Raw genomic sequence first — 14086 nt, forward strand, 5'->3', positions numbered from 1 at the left:
GTGACTCGATAGCTTCCGCCGGACTAATCCTCGCTGAACCGATCTCACAGACCCGATGCCAGAAACTGCTGGCGGACACGCACGCTGCCCAGCGCCCACGCCAGCCAGCCCAGCAGGGGCACCGACACCACCTTGAGAATGACGCTCACCAGCATGATGGTGTGCTGCCTGCTCGCGACCGTCACCAGATCCGGCGGCAGGCCCGGCTGACCGAGCACGACGCCGATCTGTTGCCACTGACCGTAGGCGAACCAGGCCGTGTAAGCCGCCCAGACCATGAGCAACAGGGCGACGAGGCGCATCGCATCCCGAGCCCATGCCCGCCAGCGCAGTGTGGACATCGCGACGACCATGATGCCGAAGGCGGCCAGCGTGTAACCCACCGACCAGGCCAGGGCGATACGGGGACTGGGGCCGCCGGCAACGGCTTCCTCCGTCAGCGCCCCGGCCGCATGCGCGACGACCACGGACGCATAGGCATTGATGACGAAACCCGCCGCGGCGAGCAGCATCACCAGCCATACGACGATGCGCCACGGCGCGAAGGGGCGTGCATTGCGGGATGCCTGGAGCACGCTCAGGCACCCGCCTTCTTGAACTGGTCGAGATCGGACAACACCTGACCGGAGTTCTTCTCCGGGTCGACGTCCTTGTAAACCTTGACGATCTTGCCGGCCGGGTCGATCAGGAAGGTTTCGCGGCGGGCGTACTTCATGCCGAGCTTGTTGTTGAGCACGTCGTACTTCACGGCCGTGGCGCCATCGGCGTCCGACAGGAGCGGGAACGGCACGTGATACTTCTCGGCGAACTCGGCGTGCGACTTGACGTCGTCGAGGCTGACGCCGACCACGTCCGCGCCGGCCTTGTGCAGCTTGGCGATGTCGTCGCGGAAGGTGCAGACCTCGGTGGTGCAACCGGCCGTGAAGTCCTTCGGATAGAAGTACATCACCAGCCACTTGCCCTTATGGGTGTCGAGGGTGTGCCAGTCACCCTTCTGATCCTGCAGGCGGAAATCCGGGGCCTTCTCGCCGGCGACCGGGGTGGCGGCCCAGGCGGCGGCGGTAACTAGGGACAGGGCGATGACGCTGAGGAGGCGGCGCATGGGGGAAACCTCGAAGGGATGGAATAGCGTGAGTGTACTCGCCGGCCTCCCGGGGTGGCCTCACCCCACTCTGCCGGCCATAAAAAAAAGGGCGCCCGATCGGGCGCCCCTCGAAACTCACCGCGGTCGCGATTACTTGCTGCCGAGACGCTCGATTTCGAACTTGCTCAGATCCACGCCGAGGTTGAAGCCACGGCCGGTGCCGGTGACGGCAAGCGAGACTTCGCCCTTGGTCATGGCGGCGCTCTCGGCGCTCTTCACGACACCCGCGTTGGCGCCGCCCGAAGCGTATTCGCCGTAGATTTCGCTGATGCCCTTGACGTTGGTGAACTCGCCCTTGCCGCCTTCGATGCTGAACTTGCCAGCCGTCAGACCGCCGCCACGAACGTGGATGAGCACGTCGGCGCTCTGGCCGTTGTCGCAACGGACGTGGCCGCGTCCGTCAGCCTTCTTGTAGATGGCGGCCCAGCCGGTGGTGCTGAAGGTCATGTGGCACTTCGTTGCGGCGGTCGACTCGGCCTTCGCCGGCTGCACCGTGAAAGCACCTGCCGCGGCCACTGCGATAATGGCCATACCCGCGATGCGCTTGATCATGTTGATTCTCCGTAAGAGTGAGTGGCAGGGACTGTGTGTGGGCGGATTCTCCACTCACGAATGTGAAGAAACACGGAGTCCCGCCGTGGCCGTTCAGGAAGCTGCAGGCTACGTGGACGGCTGGTGAACCCCTCTCGCCGCGTCGACACGGTCGCTCTACTATCGAATGCGGTTGTCATAAGAGATAAAGAGAGCTGCCATGCCCAAGAACATTCTCGTCGGCTACGACGGCTCGGAAACCGCCCGTCGCGCCTACCTGTTCGCCATCGAACTGGCCGCCTGCGCCCAGGCCAGCGTGCACGTGGTCTCCGTCTGGCAGCTGGACAACGGCGCCGACACGTCGGCTCTCATGATGAGCGACAACGGTAAGGATCGCCTCGATGCCCTGCGGGCCGAAATCGCCGCGCTCCAGTCCGCGCCGGGTATCCAGGTGGAGGTGGGCATGGTTCACGGCAGCCCGGGCGACGCCCTGCTCTCGTACGTGGCTCAGCATGGGGTCGACCATATCGTCATCGGACACACCGAGCGGGGTGCCCTGGCCCGCTGGCTGGTCGGTTCGACCTCGACCGACGTGCTGGCCAAGGCGCATGTTCCCGTAACCGTAGTGCGCTAATCGCCCGGCTTTGTCACAATTCGGCAACGCCCCGGGGGGGCAACACGTCAAGCGATCGAGGAACACCTTAAGTGAGCTACGCCGCCACCTTGCCATGGACGCTCGAACAACTGGACCTCTCGCGCATCGACATCGAGAAGGTCAGGCACAACGAAGACCTGTTCCTCCTGCTGTGCAGCTCGTCGTTCGTCGAAAGCGGTTCCGACCTGTACACGCATAACCTCGTCGATCATTTTGCCGGTGACGACGAGCTGCAGGCCTGGCTTCGCGATCACTGGGAGCACGAGGAAATGCAGCATGGCCGCGCGCTGGCCGCCTACGTTCGCCATGTGTGGCCCGAGTTCGACTGGGACGAAGGGTTCAGGAACTTCTTCGCGCACTACGGTTCCGTCTGCACCGCCGAAGAACTCGAGCCTAACCGCGGCCTCGAACTGGCGGCGCGCTGCGTCGTCGAAACAGGCACCGCCAGCCTCTATCGCGCGCTCAACGACGTCACCGATGAGCCGGTGCTGCGCGAACTGACCAACCACATCAAGAGCGACGAAGTCCGTCATTACAAGCACTTCTACCAGCACTTCCGGATCTATCGAAAGCGCGACGGTATCGGTCGTTTCAGCACGCTGCGCGTGCTGGTCAAGCGCCTGAGCGAGATCAAGAACGAGGACAGCGACATCGCGCTGCGCCACGTCTTCAATGTGCGCTATCCGGAGAAAGCGCACGACGACGCGGAATTCCGGCGTGTCACCAGCAAGGCGGAAGGCCTCCTGAAGCGGCATATTCCCGCGGAAATGACCGTAAAAATGCTGCTCCGCCCGCTGGACCTTCCCGCGAAGATGAACGCCATGCTCGAATGGCCGCTGACGCGGATCACCGAGAAGCTGTTCCTGCACTGATCACTTTTTCTTCGGCAACGGCGTCCATTTGTCGTTGTCGAAGCCGCCGGTCTCGAAGGTAAGAGTGGTTTCACCACGGGTGATCGTCACGACATCGATCGTGAGCCGCTTCGTCTTCGCAAGATCCTTGAGAAAGGCGGCATCGTTGCGGAACAGCAGTGCGGGTTCTCCCGTCGGCGGGCGGAAGGCCTTGATGGTTTTCGGCTTGCCGTCGAAAGTGGCCTTGAGGTCGCAGTCGCCCTTGCAGACGAAGCCCTTGCCGCCGGTCGCGTAGAGAAACACGCTCTGGCCCCAGGCGGTATGCCGCCGCAGGATCAGGCGCACCGTCTCTTCGCCCGTGGGGCGCGTGGTCTGGATCGTGGCCGTACTCTGCGTGCCGCCCTGCATGGGTGAGGTCTGGTAGAGCCACAACGCGGACAGGCGCGCCTTCTCGCTGGCGGCCTTGAAGTTGGTTTCCAGGTCGGCGAGCGTCTTTTTCACCTCGGCGGCGGCTGGCGTGTCCGGATATTTGTCGACGATCTCATGTCCCAGCTGCACGGCCGGGCCATCGTTGTGCAGCTTCAGCAACTGCTGGTAGGTCTCGAGCTTCTTCGCCGCTTCGTCGGCCTGATTGTTGGCGACGGGCGCCTGCGCGGCCGGCTGATCCTGCGGTGACGAACAGGCGGCGGTGAGCGCGGTAACGGCGATGAGCGTGGCGAGTCTGCGCATGATCTTGCGATTCCGGCATGGAAAGCCGTAGCTTCGCCCTTCGACGACGCGATTGGCAAGGCGACGCGTAAAATGCGCGAACGCTCCCAAGGAAGTACTCATGTCGTCCATGCCCCCGGCGCCCGTTTTCCTGCTGCGCCATCGCGCTTTCCTGCAGTTCTGGTTTGCCAGGAACGCGTCGAGCTTCGGCTTCCAGATGATGTCGGTCGCGGTGGGCTGGCAAATCTACGAGATCACCGGGCGCGCCCTGGATCTCGGCCTTATCGGCCTCGTGCAGTTCGTGCCCTCGGTACTGCTGGCGCTGCCGGCAGGGCACGTCGCGGACCAGTTCGACCGGCGGCGAATCGTTACGCTCTGCCAGGCGATCGAATGGCTCGCCATCGCGGCGCTGGCGGTCTTCAGCTTCACCGGCCACCTGAACGAAGCGGGCATTCTGGCGCTGGTCTTCGTGATCGGCGTCGGCAAGGCGTTCGAGTTCCCGGCCTTGTCGGCGATGCTGCCGGCCATCGTTCCCGCCCACGTGCTTCCACGGGCGATGGCGTCCACCTCCGCCGCGGGACAGGCCGCGATGATCGCCGGTCCGGCGCTTGGCGGCCTGTTGTATATCGCGGGCCCCGCCGCGGTCTACGGTGTGTCCGCCGTGCTCTACCTCGTCGCGTTCACGCTGATGTCGCGGCTTTCGTACGACCACGCGCCGCCCCGCCGTGAGCCGGCGACCCTGAAAACGCTGTTCGCGGGCGTGCACTTCATCCGTCGTCGGCCGGCGGTGTTCGGCGTGATATCGCTGGATCTGTTCGCGGTGCTGCTGGGTGGCGCTACCGCGTTGCTCCCCATCTTTGCCAAGGACATCCTGCACACGGGCCCCTGGGGCCTGGGCATGCTGCGTGGCGCTCCGGCGGTGGGCGCGCTGCTGATGTCGATCTGGCTGTCACGACACACGCTCGAGCGCCGGGTCGGGCCGATCATGTTCGCCTCGGTGGCCGGATTCGGCATCGCAACGCTGGTCTTCGCTTTGTCCACCTCGCTCTGGCTGTCCATCGTCGCGCTGTTCGCGCTGGGCGCGTTCGACATGGTCAGCATGGTGATCCGCGGCGCGCTGGTACAGCTGGAGACACCCGACGACATGCGCGGCCGCGTCAGCGCCGTCAATGCCATCTTCATCAACACCTCCAACCAGCTGGGCGAATTCGAGTCAGGAATACTCGCCGCGGCACTTGGCGCGGTCAACGCGACCCTTATCGGCGGCATCGGCACGCTGGTCGTGGTCGGGCTCTGGATGTGGTGGTTCCCGTCCCTGCGGCACCGCCAGGGGCTGGTATCCGAGCCGGAGCCCGTCGAAGGCGCCAGCGACACGATCTGACACACCCGTTGAAACGTGCTATTAGGGTGGACGTCTATACCGCCAAAAAGGGGACGTCCACCATGAAGCGCCTGCTCGCCGCCACCCTTGTCGCCCTCGCCGCGCCGGCTTTCGCCGCCCATGAGGGCCCAGCCAGTCTCGATGCCGCCCTCGCCCAGGGCAAGCGCGAGCACAAGCCGGTGCTCGTCGATTTTCAGGCGGTATGGTGTTATTCGTGCTACTTCATGGCCAGTCACGTGCTCAACGGCAAGGAGTGGACGGATCTCAACACTAAGGTGATTTTCTACGAGGCCGACGCCGACCAACCGGCCGACAAGGCCTGGATGACGAAGTGGAACGTGCACTTCCTGCCCACCTATGTGGCCATCGGCCCGGACGGCGAGGAACTCGGCCGCATCCTCGCCGAACGTCCCCGCGACACGTTCTATAAAGAGGTCGGCGGACTGCTTTCCGGCGATGCACGCCTGTCGAAGCAGAAGGCGGATGCCGCGAAGGGCTCGCTCGCCTCGGTGGCCGACGTACTCGATACCTACCAGCTGCGCTATCAGGGCACCGAAGGTATGGCGTGGTTCGACACGCTGCCACCGATGGTCCGCAACGTGTCCGACAAGGACAAACGCGTCGCGCTTGCCAAGCAGCGCCTGCTTCTCCTGCAAGCGAAGGAAAAGAAGGACGACGCCGCGATCGCCGCCGCGGCGACGAAGATTCTCGACGGCAATATCGGCTGCGATCGTCCTTACGTGCTGGACGATCTGATCGGTGCCACCGAAACGCGGCATCCCGACTCACGCACGGCCGCACTGAGCCCGCAGAAGGCACCGTACGAGCAGTTCATCGCGACGCAGGTCTTCACCGCGACTCCCGCATGTGCCGATCAGCGAAGCGCCGTGCTGACGGCTGCCGATCTCGATGCGGCGCTTGGCGATCACGAGGGTGAGCAGGCCGTCCTGCGCAAGGCGATCGATCTCAGCCGCGAGAAGCTGCACGGCGACCTCAGGAGCGATCGCAATCTCGCCGACAACCTGCGCGTCTACCTCGTGCGGGCGAAGGCGGGCGATGAGCTCGACACGCTGGAAAAGCAGCTCATCGCGGCGTACCCGGACGATTACGTGTACAGCTATCGCTATGGACGCCGCCTCGTGGAGAAGGGCGATGCGGCCGGCGGGCTCCCGTATCTGGACGCCGCGGCCACGAAGGCCTATGGCGCGAATCGCTTTACGGTGGCGACGTTCCGGGTAAAGGCACTTCGTGCACTCCATCGCGATGGCGAGGCGAAAAAGGTGGTGGCGGAGACTATCGCGGCGGAAGGCAAGGCCTTTCCGGAGCAGAGCAAGAAGCTGCAGGAGTCGTTGGCCGCTGCCGGCTGAGACGGGGCCGCCGGACACCGGGGCGAGCCGCTGGCGGACCCCGGTTCCACATCGTCACTCAGCTCTGTGACGTCCCGTAAACCACCGAATCCAGGTGCTCCACCGTCGCAATCGTGTCGAGCGATACCGTCGCCGACCATTCGGGACGGGCGGGGTCGATCAGCTTGACCACGCCGTTGACGCCTTCGGTGCCGGCTGGGTCCACAAAATTCTGCACCGTCGGCACCACCGCCACGACGCCCTCCATCCGCGAGCCGTCCCGCAGATGCAGCACGACCTTCGCGTTATCCCTCAGATCCCCGATGAGCGCCTGAAGGCGCTCGATGGATCCGGGGCCAGTGTGAATCGTCTCGGCTTCGCGGCTCATGGCATCGCTCCTCGTGAACAAGATCCCAGACGCTACTCTCCGCCCGTCGATGGAATGTCTACGTGGCACGCTGCTAACCTGCGCCTCCCTCCACGCGCGAGTCAGCCATGATCACGGTCCATCACCTGAACAACTCGCGCTCACAGCGCGTCCTGTGGCTGCTGGAGGAACTCGGCCTGCCGTACGAGATCGTCCGCTACGAGCGCGACCCGAAGACGATGCTGGCGCCCAGGTCGCTTCGCGCCATCCACCCGCTGGGTAAATCGCCGGTATTGGTCGACGGCGACATCACCGTGGCGGAGTCGGGCGCCATCCTCGAATACCTGGTCGGTCGCTACGGCAACGGACGACTGAAACCACCCGCGGATACCGCCGATGCGCGGCGTTACACCTATTTTCTGCACTACGCGGAAGGCTCGGCCATGCCACCGCTCCTGCTCAAACTGGTGTTCGTCCGCATGGAGAGCGCCCCGGTGCCGTTCTTCGCGAAGCCGGTGGCACGAATGATGGCGAAGGGCGGGCAGAAAACGTTCATCGATCCGCAGCTCAAGCTGCATCTGGACTACCTGGAAGGCGAAATCGGCCAGTCGGGCTGGTTCGCCGGTGACGAGTTCACGGCCGCCGACATCCAGATGAGTTTCCCGCTGGAAGCCGCCGCAAGCCGGGGCGGACTGGATGCGTCACGCCCTCGCCTGACCGCTTTCCTGGAAAGGATCCACGCACGTCCGGCCTATCAGGCGGCCCTGAAACGTGGCGGCGATTACGACCTGGCGCCGAAGCCGCCCCGCTGAATCGCCGTTCAATCGCACCCTCGGCTGTTTACACCGTGCTCACGGCGGGGATCGCAAAGTCGATCCCCGTCCGCATCACTTGAGAGGGAGTCACCATGAGCAGAAATCGTGAATTCGCGCGTCAGGTCGAGAGCGCCGTCAACGGTGTATCGGGGCGCGTCCGTCACTACGCCGATGAGGCCCAGAGCTCGGGCAACGATCTGCTCGATCGCACCCGTCGCGTCACCAACAAGTTCGCCAGCCGCAGCACCGGTCGTCGTGCGCGCTACCTGGCTGAGGATTTCGCGGACGAGGCGACCTATCAGTATCGCAAGCTGCGCAAGCAGGTCCGTCGCAACCCGGGCGTCACCATCGGCATCGCTGCGGCCGCTATCGGCACCTTCCTGCTGATCCGCCACGCGCTGCGCGACGACGACTGATCGACGTCGAACTGCCCGACGAAAGGCCGGAATCGCTTCCGGCCTTTTTTGTTACCCGACGTTTTTACTATCTCAAAGATCGGTTTCAGCCATCGATCAAGGTGTCGGCGGCATCGACTCGGCGTGCTGTTCGACAATCTTGTCGACGTGCCAGGTAACGCGCGACGCATCCATCGGCGCGTTCTTCGAACGAACTTCGGTGATCTTCAGCAGGTACTCGTTACCTGGCTTCCAGTCGAGTCCCTCGACCGGCACGTATGTGATCTGCCAGGGTTTGCTCGGCTCCTCGCGGTACTGAAGACATTCGGTCTTCATGACGCCGGTGGTGCATGGCACCTTGCTGCCGGCGATATACAGCAGCCGCGATGCCGAGCCCTGCTGGGGCGAGGTCGCGCACGCAGCGAGCGTGACGACGGCGACAGTGAGCAAAGGAAGGCGCATGGCAGGAATTCCGCAGTCGGTTGCGTTCATGGATAACAGCCCCGCCATCGACATGACGTGATGCCAAAAAAGAAAGGGCCGGATCGCTCCGGCCCTTTTTACGCGTCTCACATGACGACTGTCAGACCGTCATCGGGTTCGGCTTATCCATGTCGAGCTTGTATTCCTTGATCGCGCGGCTGACGTCCTTGGCGTTGACCTTGCCTTCCTTCGCCAGCGCAGCCAGGGCGGCCTGGGCGATCCAGTAGCGATCGACCTCGAAGTGGCTGCGCAGGTGCGCACGCGTATCGCTGCGGCCGTAGCCGTCCGTGCCGAGCACCGTGTAACGCATGCCGTCCGGCATGAAGGCGCGGACCTGATCGGCGAACTCACGCACGTAGTCGGTCGCGGCGATCGCCGGACCCTGACGGTCGGCGAGCAGACCGGTGATGTACGGCACGCGCTGCGGCGATTCCGGATGCAGACGGTTCCAGCGCTCGGCGTCGAAACCTTCGCGACGGACTTCCGAGAAGCTCGGCACCGACCAGATGTCGGACGAGACACCGAAGTCCTTCTCGAGCAGTTCGGCGGCCGCGATGACTTCGCGCAGGATCGTGCCCGAACCCATCAGCTGTACGCGCGGCTCGTTCTTCTTCGCCTTGCCGCCGTCCTTGAACAGGTACATGCCCTTGACGATACCTTCCTCGCTGCCCTTCGGCAGATCGGGGTGGGCGTAGTTCTCGTTCATCACGGTGATGTAGTAGTAGACGTCTTCCTGCTCCTGCATCATGCGGCGCGTACCGTCCTGCATGATGACGGCCAGCTCGTAGGAGAAGGTCGGGTCGTACGACACCACGTTCGGGATCGCGCCGGAGAGCAGGTGCGAGTGACCGTCTTCGTGCTGGAGGCCTTCGCCATTGAGCGTGGTGCGGCCCGAGGTACCGCCGATGAGGAAGCCGCGCGCGCGCATGTCGCCGGCGGCCCAGCAGAGGTCGCCGATGCGCTGGAAACCGAACATCGAGTAGTAGATAAAGAACGGCAGCATCGGCACGTTGCTGATGCTGTAGCTGGTGGCCGCGGCCAGCCAGGCGCTCATGCCGCCGGCCTCACTGATGCCTTCCTGCAGCACCTGACCCTTCTGGTCCTCGCGGTAATACAGCAGCTGGTCGGCATCCTGCGGCCGGTACTTCTGACCGAACGGCGCATAGATACCGATCTGGCGGAACATGCCTTCCATACCGAAGGTGCGGGCTTCGTCGGCCACGATAGGCACGATGCGCGGGCCCAGCTCCTTGTCACGCAGCATGAGGTTCATGCCACGCACGAGGGCCATGGTGGTGGAGATCTCGCGATCGCCGGTGCCCTTGGTGATCTGCTCGAACGACTCGATCGTCGGTGCCTTGAACGACTGGTCGGACTTGCGGCGGCGCTGCGGCAGCGAACCGCCGAGCGCGCGACGGCGCTCGAGCATGTACTGCACTTCTTCCGAGTCCTTGCCCGGATGGTAGTACGGCACTTCGTCGAGCTTGTCGTCGGGAATGGGAATGTTGAAGCGGTCGCGGAAGGCGCGGATCGCGTCGGTATCCATCTTCTTCTGGTTGTGCGCCGGATTCTGCGACTCACCCGCGGCGCCCATGCCGTAGCCCTTCACCGTCTTGGCGAGGACGACGGTCGGCATGCCCCTGGTGTTCACGGCCGCGTGGTAGGCCGCATAGACCTTGTGCGGATCGTGGCCACCGCGGTTCAGGCGCCAGATGTCGTCGTCGGACATGTTGGCGACCAGCGCGGCGGTTTCCGGGTACTTGCCGAAGAATTTCTCGCGCGTGTAGGCGCCACCGAAGGCCTTGCAGGCCTGGTACTCGCCGTCGACGGTTTCCATCATCAGCTGACGCAGCTTGCCCGAGGTGTCGCGGGCGAGAAGCGGATCCCAGTAGCTGCCCCAGGCGACCTTGATGGCGTTCCAGCCGGCGCCACGGAACACGCCTTCCAGTTCCTGGATGATCTTGCCGTTGCCGCGAACCGGGCCGTCGAGGCGCTGCAGGTTGCAGTTGATGACGAAGATCAGGTTGTCGAGGCCCTCGCGGCCGGCCAGCGAGATCGCACCCAGCGACTCCGGCTCGTCCGACTCGCCGTCACCCATGAAGCACCAGATCTTGCGATCGGACTTCGGAATGAGGCCGCGGTGTTCGAGGTATTTCCAGAACTGCGCCTGATAGATCGCCTGGATCGGGCCGAGACCCATCGAGACGGTCGGCACCTGCCAGTAGTCGGGCATGAGCCAGGGATGCGGGTAGGAGGACAGGCCACGGCCCTTGCCTTCCACTTCCATGCGGAACAGGTCGAGCTGTTCTTCGCCGATGCGGCCTTCGAGGAACGAGCGGGCGTAGACACCCGGCGCCGAATGGCCCTGATGGAACACCAGGTCGCCCGGGTGGTCCGCGCTGGGGGCGCGCCAGAAGTGATTGAAGCCGACGTCGTACAGGGTCGCCGAGGAGGCGAAGCTGGAGATGTGGCCGCCGAGGTCGCCCGGCTTGCGGTTGGCGCGAACGACGGTGGCGAGGGCGTTCCAGCGGACCAGCGAGCGGATGCGCCACTCGATGGCGGCGTCGCCCGGGCTGCGCGCTTCCATGTGCGGCGGGATGGTGTTCACGTACTCCGTCGTCGGATCGAACGGCAGGTAGCCGCCCGCGCGACGGGTCGAATCGACCATGCGCTCCAGCAGGTAATGCGCGCGCTCGGTACCGTCATGATTGATGACGGCGTTGAGCGACTCGACCCATTCCCGGGTTTCGGTAGGGTCGAGGTCCTGGTTCAGGATATCGTCGATCTGGTCCATGGATGCTCCGCTCGCGCTGGCCGCGCGCTCATGGGGTCTGAAGAAGCCCGCGGGTGGCGGGAAAACCTTCACATGATACCGCAACGTATTCGCATACGCGGCGGTATGGGGATTTGCCTCGTGATAAACCCGGCAATCAGTCGTTTACGACCGTCCTGGGCTTACCCGCACGGATCTGCGCCTCGACGCAGGCCACGGAGGTCATGTTGACCACACGGCGGACCGTCGCCTGGGGCGTCAGGATGTGCGCCGGCTTGGCCACGCCCATGAGAATCGGGCCGATGACGACGCCGTCGCACAGGGTGCGGACCATGTTGTAGGCCGTGTTGGCGGCATCCAGGTTCGGGAAGACGAAGACGTTGGCCTTACCTTCGAGCCGCGAGTTCGGGAAGATCCGCTCGCGCAGTTCGGGGTTGAGCGCCACGTCCGCCTGCATCTCACCCTCGACTTCCAGCTTGGGGACGCTCTTGCGGATCAGGCTGAGCGCCTCGCGCATCTTGCGCGAGTTGCGGGTCTCGCGGCTGCCGAAGTTGGAACTGGACAGCAGGGCGATCTTGGGCTGGATACCGAACAGCTTCAGACGGATGGAGGCCTGCAGCGTGGCCTCGGCGATCTGCTCGGCACTGGGATCTTCCTGCACGTAGGTGTCGAGGAAGAAGAACGTGCCTTTCTCCGTCGCCACCGCGGCCATGGCCGAGGCCTCCGAGACGCCCTCGTCCAGGCCGATGATGTCGGCGATGTATTCGAGCTTGCTCTGGTAGGTGCCGACCAGACCGCAGATCATCGCGTCGGCCTCGCCACGCTCGACCATCAGCGCCGCGATGACCGTCGGACGGGAACGCACCACCGCCTTGGCCGACGCGGGAGTGACCCCGCGACGCTCCATGATGGAGTGGTACAGACGCCAGTAGTCTTCGAAACGCGGATCCGAATGGATGTTGCACATCTCGAAGTCGATGCCGGGTTTCAGACGCAGGCCCGCGCGCGCGATACGCTTTTCGATGACGTCGGGGCGACCGACCAGAATCGGCTTGGCCAGGCCTTCGTCCACCACCGTCTGCACGGCGCGCAGCGTCGTTTCTTCTTCGCCTTCAGCGTAGACGACGCGCTTGGGATCGGCCTTCGCCCGCTCGAACACCGGCTTCATCAGCAGGCCGGTACGGAAGACGAAGCTGGTCAGCGTTTCAATGTACGCCGGGAAGTCTTCGATGGGACGCTCGGCCACGCCGGAATCCATCGCCGCCCTGGCGATCGCCGGCGGCAGCTGAATCAGCAGACGCGGATCGAACGGCTGCGGAATCAGGTATTCGGGACCGAAACTCGGCGGCTTGCCACCGTAGGCGCGCGCACTCACGTCGGACGCTTCGCGACGTGCGAGCTCAGCGATGGCCTTGACGCAGGCCACCTTCATCGGCTCGTTGATGACGGAGGCACCGACGTCGAGCGCGCCGCGGAACAGGTAGGGGAAGCACAGCGCGTTGTTGACCTGGTTCGGATAATCCGAGCGGCCCGTCGCCATGATGCAGTCGGGACGCACGGCCTTGGCGTCTTCCGGCAGGATTTCCGGATTCGGATTGGCCAGCGCGAAGATGATGGGGCGGTCGGCCATCGTGGCGACCATTTCCGGCTTGAGAATACCGCCGGCGGAAAGACCCAGAAAAATATCCGCGCCTTCGACGATCTCGGCCAGCGTGCGCTTGTCCGTGTCACGCGCGTAACGCTGCTTGTCCGGATCCAGATCGGTGCGACCGCTGTGCAGCACGCCGTCACGATCGAAGGCGAGGATGTTTTCGCGCTTGAGGCCCAGCGTCACCAGCATGTCGACGCAGGAAATGCCCGCGGCGCCCATGCCGGTGGTGGCGAGCTTCACGTCTTCGATCTTCTTGCCCGTGACCAGCAGCGCATTGATGACCGCCGCGCCGACGATGATCGCGGTGCCGTGCTGGTCGTCGTGGAACACGGGAATTTTCATCCGCTCGCGCAGCTTGCGCTCGACGATGAAGCACTCCGGTGCCTTGATGTCTTCGAGGTTGATGCCACCGAACGTCGGCTCGAGACTGGCGATGATATCGACCAGCTTGTCCGGATCGGTCTCGTCGATCTCGATGTCGAACACGTCGATCCCGGCGAACTTCTGGAACAGCACGCCCTTGCCTTCCATCACCGGCTTGCTGGCCAGCGCACCGATATTGCCCAGACCGAGCACCGCCGTGCCGTTGGTGATCACCGCCACCAGGTTGGAGCGCGCGGTGAGCTCGGCGGCGGAGGTCGGATTCGCGACGATTTCATCGCAGGCGGCGGCGACACCCGGGGAGTACGCGAGCGAGAGATCTCGCTGCGTGAGCAGCGACGTCGTCGGCGTGACCTTGATCTTGCCGGGGCGCGGAAGACGGTGATATTCGAGAGCGGCTTGCCTCAGTTCCTCGGAGATGGCCATGGAGTCCTGTGGGAGCTTAGGTGGGAAAGTAGCCCGCGATGTTAGCACCGCGACCGCGGTTCTCCCGCGTCGCGGTGTGTTGCATTGCGACATCCAGTGATATGAAAAACCTACATTTCTGCCTTGCGGAATCCGGCAGAACCGGGGCGCCCCGCTCCCTAACGTGGTCGGCCCTTCCC

14 protein-coding genes are annotated in these 14086 nt (G+C 64.2%); 6 read left to right on the forward strand and 8 right to left on the reverse strand.

Annotation, left to right across the window (positions count from 1 at the left end):
• Positions 1–44: 44 nt before the first annotated feature.
• The 3 genes from J2X57_RS06150 to J2X57_RS06160 form a co-directional block, all read right to left on the reverse strand.
• Entirely contained in the window at positions 45–575 is a 531-nt protein-coding gene (locus J2X57_RS06150; RefSeq protein ID WP_309864927.1) for a hypothetical protein, read from the reverse strand.
• 2 nt (positions 576–577) lie between these two features.
• Positions 578–1102, reverse strand: coding sequence for a peroxiredoxin (locus tag J2X57_RS06155; protein WP_043696203.1), 525 nt, complete (start codon positions 1100–1102; stop codon positions 578–580).
• Positions 1103–1234: 132 nt separating this feature from the next.
• Positions 1235–1696 (reverse strand): hypothetical protein, encoded by a 462-nt coding sequence (locus tag J2X57_RS06160; protein ID WP_036109922.1) that lies wholly within the window; start codon positions 1694–1696, stop codon positions 1235–1237.
• A 199-nt stretch (positions 1697–1895) separates the two neighbouring features.
• Between J2X57_RS06160 and J2X57_RS06165 the strand changes: the two genes are divergently transcribed.
• Positions 1896–2309: a universal stress protein gene (locus J2X57_RS06165; protein ID WP_309864930.1), complete on the forward strand. Its 414-nt coding sequence runs from the start codon at positions 1896–1898 to the stop codon at positions 2307–2309.
• Between the two features lie 71 nt (positions 2310–2380).
• The gene (locus J2X57_RS06170) at positions 2381–3202 is read left to right on the forward strand and encodes a ferritin-like domain-containing protein (RefSeq protein WP_036109915.1); all 822 of its coding nucleotides are present in this window, start codon (positions 2381–2383) and stop codon (positions 3200–3202) included.
• Here the strand turns inward: J2X57_RS06170 and J2X57_RS06175 are convergent, their stop codons facing one another.
• Entirely contained in the window at positions 3203–3910 is a 708-nt protein-coding gene (locus J2X57_RS06175) for a hypothetical protein (protein WP_036109912.1), read from the reverse strand.
• Between the two features lie 100 nt (positions 3911–4010).
• On the opposite strand from J2X57_RS06175, the gene J2X57_RS06180 reads away from it, so the two are divergent.
• Together J2X57_RS06180 and J2X57_RS06185 are read left to right on the forward strand one after the other, a co-directional pair.
• Positions 4011–5270 carry an MFS transporter gene (locus J2X57_RS06180; protein WP_043696205.1) on the forward strand — a complete coding sequence of 420 codons (1260 nt, stop codon included), beginning with the start codon at positions 4011–4013 and terminating at the stop codon, positions 5268–5270.
• Between the two features lie 62 nt (positions 5271–5332).
• Positions 5333–6637, forward strand: coding sequence for a thioredoxin family protein (locus tag J2X57_RS06185; RefSeq protein WP_043696208.1), 1305 nt, complete (start codon positions 5333–5335; stop codon positions 6635–6637).
• A gap of 58 nt (positions 6638–6695) precedes the next feature.
• Here the strand turns inward: J2X57_RS06185 and J2X57_RS06190 are convergent, their stop codons facing one another.
• On the reverse strand, positions 6696–7004 hold the full coding sequence (locus tag J2X57_RS06190; protein WP_309864935.1) for a DUF3247 family protein: 309 nt from the start codon (positions 7002–7004) through the stop codon (positions 6696–6698).
• 107 nt (positions 7005–7111) lie between these two features.
• Here J2X57_RS06190 and J2X57_RS06195 point away from each other — a divergent pair, with 107 nt between their 5' ends.
• Positions 7112–7795, forward strand: coding sequence for a glutathione S-transferase (locus tag J2X57_RS06195; RefSeq protein WP_309864937.1), 684 nt, complete (start codon positions 7112–7114; stop codon positions 7793–7795).
• 95 nt (positions 7796–7890) lie between these two features.
• Positions 7891–8214 (forward strand): hypothetical protein, encoded by a 324-nt coding sequence (locus J2X57_RS06200; RefSeq protein ID WP_036109896.1) that lies wholly within the window; start codon positions 7891–7893, stop codon positions 8212–8214.
• A 96-nt stretch (positions 8215–8310) separates the two neighbouring features.
• Here J2X57_RS06200 and J2X57_RS06205 read toward each other — a convergent pair whose 3' ends face one another.
• The 3 genes from J2X57_RS06205 to J2X57_RS06215 form a co-directional block, all read right to left on the reverse strand.
• Positions 8311–8655: a DUF4377 domain-containing protein gene (locus tag J2X57_RS06205; RefSeq protein ID WP_052191412.1), complete on the reverse strand. Its 345-nt coding sequence runs from the start codon at positions 8653–8655 to the stop codon at positions 8311–8313.
• Between the two features lie 121 nt (positions 8656–8776).
• Positions 8777–11470, reverse strand: a complete 2694-nt coding sequence (aceE, locus tag J2X57_RS06210) for a pyruvate dehydrogenase (acetyl-transferring), homodimeric type (protein WP_036109892.1) — start codon at positions 11468–11470, stop codon at positions 8777–8779.
• A gap of 136 nt (positions 11471–11606) precedes the next feature.
• Positions 11607–13907: an NADP-dependent malic enzyme gene (locus J2X57_RS06215; protein ID WP_036109889.1), complete on the reverse strand. Its 2301-nt coding sequence runs from the start codon at positions 13905–13907 to the stop codon at positions 11607–11609.
• Positions 13908–14086: the final 179 nt, after the last annotated feature.

The sequence above is a fragment of the Luteibacter sp. 1214 genome, assembly GCF_031455395.1.
Taxonomy (GTDB): Bacteria; Pseudomonadota; Gammaproteobacteria; order Xanthomonadales; family Rhodanobacteraceae; genus Luteibacter; species Luteibacter mycovicinus.